This window comes from Pseudomonas sp. DG56-2, assembly GCF_004803755.1.
GTDB lineage: Bacteria > Pseudomonadota > Gammaproteobacteria > Pseudomonadales > Pseudomonadaceae > Aquipseudomonas > Aquipseudomonas auratipiscis.
The window spans coordinates 2,066,885-2,079,581 of sequence record NZ_CP032311.1; the positions used below are offsets into that span (position 1 = coordinate 2,066,885).

9 protein-coding genes and 2 pseudogenes are annotated in these 12,697 nt (G+C 58.7%); 2 read left to right on the top strand and 9 right to left on the bottom strand.

Annotation, left to right across the window (positions count from 1 at the left end; translation table 11 throughout):
• Nucleotides 1-27: 27 nt before the first annotated feature.
• From D3Z90_RS09405 to D3Z90_RS09420, 4 genes are all read right to left on the bottom strand, one after another.
• Nucleotides 28-1,677 carry a cyclic peptide export ABC transporter gene (locus D3Z90_RS09405; protein ID WP_136475482.1) on the bottom strand — a complete coding sequence of 550 codons (1,650 nt, stop codon included), beginning with the start codon at nt 1,675-1,677 and terminating at the stop codon, nt 28-30.
• Nucleotides 1,678-1,812: 135 nt separating this feature from the next.
• Entirely contained in the window at nt 1,813-2,727 is a 915-nt protein-coding gene (locus tag D3Z90_RS09410) for a formylglycine-generating enzyme family protein (protein ID WP_136475483.1), read from the bottom strand.
• 32 nt (nt 2,728-2,759) lie between these two features.
• Entirely contained in the window at nt 2,760-4,040 is a 1,281-nt protein-coding gene (locus tag D3Z90_RS09415; protein ID WP_136475484.1) for an aminotransferase class V-fold PLP-dependent enzyme, read from the bottom strand.
• 8 nt (nt 4,041-4,048) lie between these two features.
• Entirely contained in the window at nt 4,049-5,398 is a 1,350-nt protein-coding gene (locus D3Z90_RS09420; RefSeq protein ID WP_136475485.1) for a dipeptidase, read from the bottom strand.
• A gap of 204 nt (nt 5,399-5,602) precedes the next feature.
• Here D3Z90_RS09420 and D3Z90_RS09425 point away from each other — a divergent pair, with 204 nt between their 5' ends.
• Nucleotides 5,603-6,940 (top strand): lysine N(6)-hydroxylase/L-ornithine N(5)-oxygenase family protein, encoded by a 1,338-nt coding sequence (locus D3Z90_RS09425; RefSeq protein WP_136475486.1) that lies wholly within the window; start codon nt 5,603-5,605, stop codon nt 6,938-6,940.
• 65 nt (nt 6,941-7,005) lie between these two features.
• Here D3Z90_RS09425 and pvdM read toward each other — a convergent pair whose 3' ends face one another.
• Nucleotides 7,006-8,352 carry a pyoverdine-tailoring dipeptidase-like protein PvdM gene (pvdM, locus tag D3Z90_RS09430; RefSeq protein ID WP_136475487.1) on the bottom strand — a complete coding sequence of 449 codons (1,347 nt, stop codon included), beginning with the start codon at nt 8,350-8,352 and terminating at the stop codon, nt 7,006-7,008.
• A gap of 184 nt (nt 8,353-8,536) precedes the next feature.
• Between pvdM and D3Z90_RS09435 the strand changes: the two genes are divergently transcribed.
• A complete protein-coding gene (locus D3Z90_RS09435; RefSeq protein WP_136475488.1) occupies nt 8,537-8,977 on the top strand; it encodes a hypothetical protein in 441 nt (146 codons plus the stop codon).
• A 46-nt stretch (nt 8,978-9,023) separates the two neighbouring features.
• Here the strand turns inward: D3Z90_RS09435 and pbpG are convergent, their stop codons facing one another.
• The 4 genes and pseudogenes from pbpG to D3Z90_RS27330 all read right to left on the bottom strand — a co-directional run bounded on the left by pbpG (nt 9,024) and on the right by D3Z90_RS27330 (nt 12,650).
• Nucleotides 9,024-9,947: a D-alanyl-D-alanine endopeptidase gene (gene pbpG, locus D3Z90_RS09440; protein WP_136475489.1), complete on the bottom strand. Its 924-nt coding sequence runs from the start codon at nt 9,945-9,947 to the stop codon at nt 9,024-9,026.
• A 132-nt stretch (nt 9,948-10,079) separates the two neighbouring features.
• Nucleotides 10,080-10,295: pseudogene (locus tag D3Z90_RS26925) on the bottom strand (site-specific integrase); the annotation flags it as partial.
• Nucleotides 10,296-10,728: 433 nt separating this feature from the next.
• Nucleotides 10,729-11,841, bottom strand: a complete 1,113-nt coding sequence (locus D3Z90_RS09450; protein WP_136475490.1) for an HNH endonuclease signature motif containing protein — start codon at nt 11,839-11,841, stop codon at nt 10,729-10,731.
• Nucleotides 11,842-12,289: 448 nt separating this feature from the next.
• Nucleotides 12,290-12,650, bottom strand: a pseudogene (locus D3Z90_RS27330) (hypothetical protein).
• Between the last annotated feature and the right edge of the window lie 47 nt (nt 12,651-12,697).

Genomic DNA, 12,697 nt, shown 5'->3' on the forward strand with positions numbered 1-12,697 from the left:
GCGAACGGCGGGCGTTCGCTGCAGTTTTCAGGCGAAGCTGGGCTCGCTGACAACCTTGCCGGCTTCCATGCGCAGCAAATGGTCGGCGATGTCGAAGTAGCGATCGTCATGGGAGATGACGATGATGGTCTTGCCCAGGCGTTTCAGGTCAGGCAGCAGCTCGGTGTAGAACACCCGGCGGAAGGCCGGGTCCTGGTCGGCGGCCCATTCATCGAAGACCAGTACCGGACGTTCATCCAGCCAGGCGCTGACCAGCGCCAGGCGCTTGCGCTGGCCGGTGGACAGGTCAGTGGTGGTGAACGCGCCATCGCGCACGCTGACCTTGTGGGCGATTTCCAGGCGCTGCAGGTACTGGCCGGCATCGGCGGGCAGGCTACTGCCGTCTTTCATCAGGTCTTCGAACAGGAAGTAGTCGGCGAAGATCGTGGTGAAGTGCTGGCGGTAGTCGTCCAGGCTTTGCGCATCCACTGCTTTGCCATTGACCAGTACCTGACCCTGATGGGGGGTGTAGAGGCCCAGCAACAGTTTGATCAGGGTGGTTTTACCACAGCCGTTTTCACCGACGATAAACAGTATTTCGCCAGGGGCGATACTCAGGTTGACCGGCCCCAGGGTAAATGGATCACTGCCTGGCACGGCCGGGAAGCTGTACTGCACGTTGCGCAGTTCCAGGCGCTCCAGCGCAGCAGGCGCGCTGTGCTCGGCATTGAGCAACAGGTGCGGTTCCGGTGAAGAGAAGCGCTCGGCCAGATCGGCGATGTGTCGGAAGGCAATCTGCGCGCGGCTGATGATCGGCAGGTTGCCAATCAGACTTTCCAGCGGGCCTTTCATATACAGCAGCACCAGCACGAAGCCGCTGATCACTGCCGGATCATTGCTCGGCCATAGCGATTGCAGAGTCAAGGCCAGGCCGATGACCACGAAGAACAGCATGGTCCCGAGGCTCTTGGCGATCACGAAGATGTTGATCGAGCGTACGTGGGTGTCGCGGATATGATCGGCGGTGCCTTGAATATTGCGGGTCAACATGGCGTGGCGACGGGGGCGGTGAATGCGCAGTTCCTTGGCGCCTTCGGCAATGGCCTGATAGTGCTTTTGCAAGTCGTCTTCCGCTTCGCGCGCAGCGTTGAAACCACGCAACCCTTTGCGCTGTGCGACGTACTGAATGGCCGAGCCGACGCCGATAGCGGTCAGGGTAAGAAAGAAAATCGGCAGCGACAGGCTGGCCAGATACCCCATGCAGCCGACCACCACGGTCAGGGAAATGGCCAGTGGAGCAAAGGAAAAGGCGAAGTCGCTGATGGTGTCGACATCGTGGGTCAACACCGGAATCAGACGATGGGTACGGTAGCGTTCAATCTGCTCGATCGGTGCCGACAGCACCTTGGCGCCCAGTTCCTTGCGCAGCTTGGCGATGACATGCTGGCCTACATAGTTTGTGCCGATATCGGCTGCGATGCTGCTCAGCAGCGCCACCACACATAGGCCGACAAAGGCCAGCACGATACCCTTGCTCATGCCATCGTCGTTGTGCAGGCCCTGGTTGACCGTGGCGAGCAGGGCGGTAACGGCCAGGCCGCCGATGATGCCCAGAACAATGGAAAAAATCACCAACAGGCGGTACGGCTTGAGCAGGCTCAAGAGTTCGCGGGTGGCGCTACGCGATGCTGCGGTCATGAAACTACCTCGTTCGCAACGGGCTGGGAGCCTAGGGCGGGGTGGACTGGCCCGTGAAGCGGGCGATGGCTGTGTGTTGGAAGACGAGCCAGGCGCGGGACGATTTAGCCGCGTTGCCTCCTGCCTGGCTGTCGATCAGAGCTCGCGCACCACGCGAAAGCCGATCCAGTCGCCACGGGTTTCCGGGCGCCGGTAGTTGCGGTTGCCCGAGCGCGAAAAAATCGGCGCTTCGGTCCAGTCGTTGCCGCGGATCATGCGCACCACGCAGTCGCCTTGCTTCCAGGCGCTGCCATCGCTGGGGGCGCCGACGTAGCTGTCATTCTGACAATCGGCCGTCCACTCGTAGACGTTGCCATGGGCGTCGTAGATGCCAAAGGCATTGGCCGCGTAGCTGCCCGCCGGGGCGAGAAAGCTGAAGCCGTCTTCCGGGCCATAGGTATTGGCGTGCTTGGCGATGCTGTAGGCTTTGCCTTCATCGCGTGGAAAAGGTTGCGCACCTTTGCTGCCGCCGCGCGCAGCGTATTCGCGCTCGGCCTCGCTGAGCAGGCGGTAGCGTTTGCCGGTCTTTTTCGACAGCCAGTCGGTATATGCCTGGGCCTCATGGAAATTCATGCAGACGGCTGGGTAGCGGTTCTTGTCGGCGCGCTTGTACTCGTCGCTGAGCGCGTAGCGCGGTACCCCGGCAAGGCATTCGCGGCCAGGACGGTCGTCGCCGTCGGGCATCTGGTAACCGCTGTCCTTGAGGTAAGCATTCCATTCACCGCTGAGTACCTGGAAGTGACTCATGGCGAAGGGCTTGCTGAACGTTACTTGGTGCATCGGACCTTCGTCGGCTTCGCGACCCTGTTCGTCTTCGGGGGTACCCATGGTGAAGGTCCCGGCGGGCAGCACCACCATTGCCGGGCAGTCTTTACAATCCTTGAACACTTCACCAGGCTTATGTGCGTCGTCTGCCTGAGCCACCGCGGGGGCGAGGGTGACGAGCAAGGCGCCGAGCGCCAGGCCGGAGATGACCTTGGCTGTCGAGATACGGGGAGTCTGTGAATTCATTGCTCTCTCGATTTTTAATGAAAGTGGCGGCGCTACACGGCCTTGGCGAGGATGGCCATGAAGCGTTCGATTTCGGCTTCGTTGTTGAGCAAACCCGGCGCCGTGCGCACCACGGGCCCGACATCACGGTTGACGGCGTCGGCCACTACGCGTTGCTTCATCAGCTCGGCGGCAACCTTGTCACTGTCCTTGCCCTTGACCCGGAAAAAACTGAAGCCCGAGGACAGCGCCGTGCTGCTCGGTGTTACCAGTTCGATCTGCGGCATACCCTGCAAGCGCTGGCGTAAATCGGCATTGAGTTGATGGATGCGGGTCTGGACCTCGGCCTTACCTAACTGCAGGTGCAATTCGAAAGCCTTGTCCAGCGCCCAGCGGTGTTCGAAAGCGTGGTAGCCGCCCGGGGTCATGCTGGTGGCAAAGTCGCTGTCCTGGGAAAAGGTCGGCACCAGTGGGCTGACATCTTTGAGCTGTTCCGAGCGGGCGCAGATGATCCCCGTACCGCGTGGGCCGAACAGCCATTTGTGGGTGCCGGCAATGAAGAAGTCGCAGTGCATGTCGGGAAAGTCGAGGTTTTCCACGCCAAATCCATGCACGCCGTCAACCACGTAGAGAATGCGCTCCTTGTCGTCGCGGTTGCGGTTGTGTTCGGCGACAAGCTGGCCGATTTCGCCGATGGGCAATTTGACGCCGCTGCCCGAATGCACCCAGGTCATGCCCAGTACCCGCGTATTGGCGCGGATGTTGGCCGCTATGCTGCCCAGCACTTCGTCACTGGAAACACTGTGCGGGGCCTTGAACAGATCGATGCGCCGGACCCGGGTGCCTTCGCGCTCGGCACGAAAGTTCAACACATGGTGGGTTGAATAGTGCTCGTGGCGAGTGGTGAGAATTTCCTGGTCCGGGCGCACATGGATACCGCCATAGATCATCGCCAGCCCTTCGGTGGTGCTACCGGTGAGGGCGATCTGTGCCGGCTTGGCGTTCAAATAGCGCCCAGCCCATTTACGTACCTCGGCTTCACGCGTCCAGGTTTCCTCCAGGTCCCAGTCCATGGCCAGGCCAGGATTGCGATCAAGGTTGGCACGGTGCTGGGCAATGGCCTCGCGCACCGGTCTGGGGTGCGAGGTGACGAGAAAATTGGCGAAGTGGATGTAGGTCGGATCCTGGTCGAACAATTGGCGAAACTGCGCCCATTTATCACCGCCCGAAGGTGTTGGCACGTTGGCCAGGGCGCTTGGGCCGAGGGTGCCGGTCAGCGGCAGGGCGGCGGCGAGCAACCCGGCCTGTTTGAGGAATGTTCTACGGTCGGTCATGACAAGGTTCATCGCGCGCTGAGGGTTTTTGAGGAGTGCTGGACCTGCGCCCAGGCCCTGAGGAAGTTGCCGCCCCAGAGCTTGCCGATATCGGCTTCGGAGTAGCCGCGAGACAGCAGTTCGGCGGTGACGTTGCGGATCTGGCTGACATCCTCGAAACCTTCGAGGCCACCGCCGTCGTTGAAGTCGGAGCTGATGCCGACATGCTCGATACCGATGGTCTTCACTGCATGATCGATAGCATTGCCGAAGTCGTTCAAGGTGGCCTTCGGCTCCTCGGCGAGAATGGCGTACAGCGCTTTTGCATATTCGCCAAAGCGCTGTTCTGGCCAGGTGGCGATCGCCGGGTCACCCGGCATCAATGCCCAGGCCTGGTTTGGCAGCGGCGGCAGCTCGAAACGTTGGCGCAATTGTTCGATCTGCGCTCGGCTCGCCTGACTGATCGGGCGTAAATAGTCACCGTAGGTGGGGATCATGACCACGCCACCACTGGCCGCGATCAGGCGCATTTCGTCGTCGTCCAGGTTGCGCGGGATATCCACCAGCGCCCGTGGGCCGGAGTGCGAGGCCACCAACGGCGCGCGGCTCAGGGCGCTGACCTGGCGCAGGGCCTGGCTGGACATCTGCGACACATCAATGATCACGCCCAGGTCGTTGAGCCTGCGTACCGCCTGCTGGCCGAGCGTTGAAAGGCCGCCCAGGGCGTTGGCGGTGTCGTGGAAGAACGGCATGGGTCGCGAAGAGTCAGCCCAGGCGTTGTTGCCCACGTAGTTGAAGCCGAACATGCGCAGGCCGCGGGCCGCCCAGAAATCCAGCTGATCGAGGCTGGTGCCCAGCGGATAGGCATTGAGCATGCTGATGAATATCGCGAACTTACCTTCGCCTTGCAGCCTGCGAACGTCGTCCGGTGAGTAGGCGATAGCCGCCTGCTCGGGAAAGTCGCGCGCCATGTTGTTGATGATGCGGTAGCTGGATTCCTGTTGCGCGCGTGCCTGGGCAACGAAGTGGGGGCTGGGGCGATGCGGCGCACCTTCGCCTTGCCAGATCGGCGGCCAGCCAAACACCGTAAGCGCCGCCGCGGACAGGCCACCACGCTGCAGCTTGGGTAAATCGAACTGGCCCTGGCTGTCGCCATCCAGTGGATTGTGTGCCGAGCCCAGTGTCAGCGGCACGCTGATATGCCCATCGAAGGTCAGCAGACGTTCGTGCATATCGTTGGCCTGGCGGATGACCGCGAAACTGTAGCCGGGGTTGTCCCGATAGCCCTGGTCCCAGGCCCACCAGCTTGCGCTGGCACCGAGCGCGAGGAGCACCGGCAGGCCGAAACGCAAGGTGTGCTGCCAACGTGGTCGAGTCATTGCCTTCTCATGGTTCGCTGCTGTCTGGGGAGGACGAGCGCAGCGAGAAAAAATTTACTGCGCTGCTGCCAGGTGTGAAGGCTGGTTAAATTTTCCCCGATTGTTCTCGTTCCTAGTCAACAGACGACCTGCCGCCTCGCCAATGACCGACAGGGTTAATTTGTTTCACCCCGACCATCGGGGCTTATCTGGAGGACACTGGATATGACTCAGGCAATTGAATCGGCCGTCGTACATGACTTGATCGGCATCGGCTTCGGCCCCTCGAACCTGGCCCTGGCCATCGCCCTGGAAGAGCGCGGACAAATCCAGGGCCCGCTCGATACCTTGTTTCTCGACAAACAGGCCGACTACCGTTGGCACGGCAATACGCTGGTAAGCCAGAGTGAGCTGCAGATATCCTTTCTCAAGGATCTGGTAACCCTGCGCAATCCAACCAGCCCGTACTCGTTTGTGAACTACCTCAAGCAGCACGGCCGTTTGGTCGACTTCATCAACCTGGGCACGTTTTATCCCTGCCGTATGGAGTTCAATGATTACCTGCGTTGGGTGGCGTCGCATTTCGAGGCGCACAGTCGCTATGGCGAAGAGGTGTTGCGGGTTGAGCCGGTGCTGAACAATCAACTGGTCGAGGCATTGCGGGTCATATCCCGGGATGCGCAGGGTGTGGAGTTCGCACGAACGACGCGCTCACTGGTGCTCAGTCCTGGGGGCACGCCGCGTATCCCAGCGATTTTCGAAACACTCAAACGTGATGCGCGGGTGTTCCATCACTCCCAGTACCTGGCGCGTATGGCCAAGCAGCCATGCGTTGACGGCAAGCCGATGCGAATCGCGATTGTCGGTGGCGGCCAGAGTGCTGCTGAGGCCTTTATCGACCTCAATGACAGCTACCCGTCGGCGCAGGTGGATTTGATCATTCGTGGCTCGGCACTCAAGCCTGCCGACGACAGCCCATTCGTCAACGAAGTGTTTTCTCCGGAGTTCACCGACCTGGTGTTCCAGCAGCCGGCCAGCGAGCGCGAGCGTTTGATCAATGAGTATCACAACACCAACTATTCGGTAGTTGACCTGGACCTGATCGAGCGTATCTACGCGATCTTCTATCGGCAGAAAGTCTCCGGTGTGGCTCGTCACGCATTCCATACCCTGACCACGCTGCAGCAGGCCAGAGCCACCGAGCAAGGCGTTGAACTTGTGATGCGCAACAACGCTACCGGCGAAACCCGCATGCAAGGCTATGACGCCGTGGTGTTGGCCACCGGTTACGAGCGTCAGATGCATCGCCAGTTGCTGGCGCCGCTAGACGATTATCTGCATGACTACGAAGTCGATCGCAGCTACCGCTTGCTGACCGACGAGCGTTGCAAGGCCAGCCTGTACATGCAGGGCTTCAGTCAGGCCAGTCACGGGTTGAGCGATACCTTGCTGTCGGTACTGCCGATCCGCGCCGACGAGATTGCCGCCTCACTGTATGAGCACGACAAGTCGCGTGGGCAGGTGCGTGACGCGAAGGTGTCGCTGTTGGCCACGGCCAGCTAAACGCTGCTTGCCGATGAATGAAAACGCCGCCTTGGTCAACCCGGGCGGCGTTTTTGTTGGTCGCGTCAAGGTGTGACGCTGGCAACCGGGTCTGCGGCTTTTTGCACCTGATCCCATACACGCAGGAAGTTGCCGCCCCACAGCTTGCCGATATCGGCCTCCGAGTAACCGCGTGTCAGTAATTCGGCAGTGACGTTGCGGATCTCGCTGACATCCTGAAAACCGTCGACACCGCCACCGTCATTGAAGTCTGAACTGATGCCAACGTGATCTATGCCGACTTTCTTCACCGTGTAGTCGATGGCGTCGACGAGGTGCTTGAGGTTGGCCTTGGGCTCCTCTTCAAGGATGCCGTAGAGGCTTGCGGCATACTCGCCAAAGCGCGCTTGCGGCCAGATGGCAATGATCGCATCCCCTGGCATCAAGGCATTGGCCAGGCCTTGCAAGGGTTGCAGGTCAAAGCGTGCGCGCAACGCTTCAAGCTTGTCCAGGGTGGGTTTGCTCAGCGGTTTTAGGTAGGTGCCAAACGCGACCACCTGGATAACCCCGCCGCTGTTTTTGATCAGTTGCATTTCCTTGTCGCTGAGGTTGCGCGGGATGTCTACCAATGCCCGTGGCGCCGAATGTGAGGCAACCATGGGTGTGCGGCTCAGGCGGGCGACATCTTCCAAGGCCAGGGTCGACATCTGCGAGACATCGATAATTACGCCCAGTGCGTTGAGGCGTTTGACCGCCTGCTCGCCGAGCGGTGACAGGCCACCGAGGGCGTCGGCGGTGTCGTTGAAAAATGGTAACGGCCGCGAGGAATCCGCCCAATCGTTGTTGCCGGTGTAGCTGAAACCGAACATGCGCATGCCGCGGGCGGTCCACAGGTCCAGTTGCGACAGGTCGTGGCCCAGCGGATAGGCGTTGAGCATGCTGATGAAAATGGCGAACTTGCCTTCACGGTTGAGGCGCCGGAAGTCCTCAGGGGTGTAGGCAATACCCACCTGGTTGGGAAAGTCGCGAACCATATTGCTGATGATTGTGTAGCGCACCTCCTGCTGATGCCGGGCTTCATCGACAAAGCCTGGCGTAGGGCGGTGCGGCGCATTCGGGCCGTTCCACAGCTCCGGCCAGCCGAACACGGTCAGGGCGGCGCCAGACAAGCGGCCCTTGCCGATCTTGACCAGATCCAGCTGAGCGGTACCGTCGGCGTCGAATTCGTGGCCGGCACTGCCCATGCTCAACGGCACGGTGATATGGCTGTCGAACGACAACATGTGTTCATGCAGGGCGCTAGCTTGCTCGACGATAGCGCGTGGGTAGCCTGGGTCTTCTCTGGTGTATAGGTAACCTGCTACAGCTGCGGACACTGCCAGGGCCAGGGGCAGGCCGATGTACAACGCTTTTCGGGTGCGGGACTGAGTCATTGCCATCTCGACGCTGGGGCTGATCGGAGCGGCTTGCCCAGCGCGTGAGAGTGTCTGGGGCGAAGCTTGGGTATCAGGAGGGACGAGTGGCGATGGAGGAAATTTAGCGCGCGGCGCGCGTTCAAGTTGTGCCGCAATCGGCCGATAGAAAAGTCAACCCATACACCTTCAGGATGATGAACGCATGGTCGGCATTACACTGGTATCGAACAATGCAATCCCATTAAACGGTGTGTCCACCGGGGTTGTGAACATCAATGCCGGCGCTGAGGCGCAGGCGGCGAAAACCGAAGAAGATCCGCTCAAGCTGAGCTTTTCTGGCGCTGCCGCCAGCAACAAGAGCGAAGCCAACGAATCTGTCGAAAGCGGAGAACCCGAACACATCCAGCAGCTGCGCAAAATGATCGAGCGCCTGCGAAAGCAATTGGAGCAGCAACAAAAGCAGCTTCAGGAAATTATGAGCAGCAACATGGAAGCAACTGCCAAGGCCTCCGCGGTCGCTGCTGCACAATCGGCAGTGAGCGCAACCATGAGTGCGCTCATGACCGCCAACGCCCAGTTGGTCAAGGCCCTGCTGGACGCTGGCGGCGGTGGTGCTGGAAGCATGGTCAGCACCACGGCTTGAACCCCGATGGGTCTGGCGGGCAAGCCGCGCCGGCCCGGTACTTCAATCAGTCAACCTGTGGACGGTTCTGGCTGCGCTCGGACTTGTAGCGCATGGCCACGGCAGGTGCAGGTTTGGTGCTGCCGGTTTCCAGCCACTGGCGCATGCGGCTGGCGTCGGCGAAGTGGGTGTACTTGCCGAATGCATCGAGAATAACCATGGCCACCGGGCGGTTATCCATCTTCGTCAACAACACCAGGCAGTGTCCGGCATCGTTGGTGAAACCGGTTTTGGTCAGGTCGATGTCCCAGTTGCTCTTGTTGACCAGGTGGTCGGTGTTGCGAAAGCCTAATGTGTAATTAGGCTTGCGGAACGCCACGGTTTTCTCGCGGGTGGTGCTCAATTGGCTGAGCATCGGATAATTGCGCGCTGCCAGCAGCAACTTGCCCAGGTCACGAGCGGTGGAGACGTTGCTGGTCGACAAGCCTGTGGGTTCGACATAACGGGTGTGGGCCATGCCCAAGGCCTTGGCCTTGGCGTTCATCGCCTTGATGAATGCGTTGTAGCCGCCTGGATAATTGTGCGCCAGCGTCGAGGCCGCACGGTTTTCCGAAGACATCAAGGTAATCAGTAGCGTTTCCCGGCGACTGAGCTGGCTGCCCAGGCGTACCCGTGAATACACTCCTTTCATTTCCTTGTTCTGGGCGATGGTCATGGTGAGCATTTCATCCATGTTCTGCTTGGCGTCGAGCACCACCATGCCGGTCATCAGCTTGGTCACCGAGGCGATAGGAACCACCCGGTCGGCATTGTTGGCGTAAAGCACCTTGTTGGTCTGCAAATCGATCAACAAGGCAGCGCCAGAGGCCAGGTGCAACTTAGCAGGATCGCGTTGCACTTGGGCAGGGGGTTGCGCAGCAGTGGCCGTTGGGACAGTCGCGGTACTGGTGAGCAACAGCAGCAGGCTTAGAATCGAAAGGGAGGTTTTCACGTCAATGCTCACTAAAAGTTGGTATGTCGTTGGCTGTGCAAGGGTTTTCCCCCAAAAAAACGCTCGCATTCTGGAGTATGGCCTAGAGTCTGTCGATTAGCCTGTGATCATTGGGCGAAACATGAACGAAATTTAATCCTGTACCGATTCTGTACCAATTAGCTGCATTTCGAGTTTCTCCAGTTCGGACCATTCACTGGCCGAGTTCAGCCATTTTGCATAGGTCGACAGCTGTACCTGGACAGAGTGCCCAAGCTGACCCGTAATGAATGCTGGATTCATCCCTGGCATGAGACACATCGTGGCATAGGTGTGCCGGCAGTTATACTGTGGGCGTGGACGGATTTTCTTTCCGGCGATCGCTTCCAGTTCGATGTAAAGGGGGAAATCGAACTTGCCGACTATCGCCGACACCCTAACGTTTCTAATCTCAGCGATTTTAATAGCGCCTACAAGGCTGTTCGGGAGCTCGTTAAGGTCAATCAATCACCGTAGAGGCAGTCGATGCCTTCATCGATCTCAGCGAACAAGTCGTACTGAATCTCTGCGTAATGCATCATCTGCTGATAGCTGGGTCGGTCCTTGCGGAAGCGGGCACCGTCGCCGGCGAACTCGTCGGTTAATTCAATTCGCCCCGGACAGTTTCCGACGCGGGGAGTTGAGGGGCGGACGTCTGAAAAAATAGGGATGAATTGATTCGTTGAGCGCTTACTAACTGTCACATAGTCAACAATGATTTGAGATGCCGGCCGCTATCCTGGCCGGTTTGGAGTCACTTGTATCAACAGCTTATCTTGTGAGATTCAACAGCCTTTACATAGGCTTTTAGGGCTTCATTTTTTGATTCTCCATCAAGCCCATGGTGAATTTCTCGATGGCAAGACGGGCAGATCGCACCTATATACATTGGGTGGTCCGGGCCACCGTCGGATACTCGATTCACGTGATGCGGCTCAAGGTAGGGTGATCCATCTTTCTTCATAAAAGGTGCCGGTTGCTGGCAGCTTTCGCAGTTACCACCTGATCTACGGATGACATAGTTTGCGATTACTTTGCTACGACGGTAGATCGTACGCATTGCAGCGGCTTTAACTCCTGGCCCGCCAGTTCCAGCCGCTGCGAATGCAAGAGCTCGTGCTTCTTCGAGCGTCGGGGGCGGCACGAACATTTCATCTTCCTGAACCTCGAAATCTTTTCGATGGGCTACTGTTTCCGTTTGCACCAGGTTGAACACAACAATCTGGCGCTCTTGACCACGTTTATCGAGTCCAGTGCGCCACTCATAGCTAGCACCTGTAAATTCGCCTATGTACTCCTGGCCAACGCCCTTTCCAAGCGATTTAAATAAATGAAGAGCTCTCCCTGCCTCAGCGTGTTGGAGGATGGCTAGGTTGCCTCTTGTCAAAGTCATATCACCGGTCTGGCCTTCACCGGTGTAGCTGACAACTCCATTATCATCAGTTGAATCTGTGTATCCATATTGTTCACCAGAGTCTCCAGTGAACAGGAAAATTGCTGGTGCTTGAGCAGATGGAGAAATGCCGCTCTGCCGGCTACCTCCGAACAAGTCGTGGATCTCGGTCTGACGGTCGTAAACCTGACCAACTACAAATCGTAGCTCCGGCTTTGACGATCGGGGGAGATCAACGATCGTAAACCCGTGTCGCTTCAGGTAGCTGTTTGTTGGCTGCCCTCCAGAGAAGTGGCCTACGGATATGCCGGTCGCCAGCGATACAATTTTCTTCGCAGGATACATCTGGTTATTGGCGCTGATTGCATAGCGATGAGCCTGGTTATTCATCCATCCTTTCCACTCGGGCAGGCCTCGGAAACTGCCGTCGAACTGCTTCAGTGCGCGCTCCAGCAATTCTGTTTTGACGGGTGGGAGTTTCAAGGTTCGATATCCTTATGGCAGTTGTGACATGAGAGAGCATCCAATCGTCGCTTTCTTTGCTTACAGGTGCAATGTCAATATAGTGGCCCCATTGCTCAGGCACCTTCCTCGCCTGGGTGGCGTGATTCGTTGGGTCGGGGTGCTTGCTTCGCTGTTTGCCAAACTGAGAGAGTGGTAATGGGGTTGCGAGAAAGGCATAAAGCTTGGCTAGAGTGGTTCAATCGGAGGCGCCAGCGTCGAGTGGGCGGCACCTTGCTCGCGATTTGCGCTGTCGGCATCGGGGTATATCCGAGTCAGCACTGGAGCTACCTTGCGATCCCAGGGATCCTCTGGTTCATCAGTGCTTGGCCACCAGAGCTAGACGAAAAGCCTTGAGACTCTGACTGGCAGCGTGGGGGGTAGGCCGCGTGCACTTTGAAGGTGAGCATCGCCGTGCGTCTTCGAAGCACTAGTCCAGCTCTTGATTTGCCCGGAATTCGGCCTGGCTTCGAGTGGCCGTCCACACCCGGCGCTCGTAGTGTTGCGCATCGCCGAGCATGTACTTCACATCGTCCTAGTCATTCATATCGTTGGCGAGTACCTCGAACTACTTCAGCGGCAGTTCTTCGGCCATTTCGCCGTACTGCATTTCCCAGGTGGGGTGGTAGTTTCGGATGCGCTTCTTCGGGGTGCTGTCGAGGATGACGCCGATGTAGTGCCCGCGATCCGTCAGGATCACACCAGGCTCGCCGTTGGCGATCACGCTGCGCCCGATCTCGGCCAGCACATTGTAGTGGCGTCGTACGTAGCCGATAGTTGTAGTTGCCCATTGCTTTCTCCTTGCAGGCTCCGCCCATGCCGGGCTGGCGGTATTTGT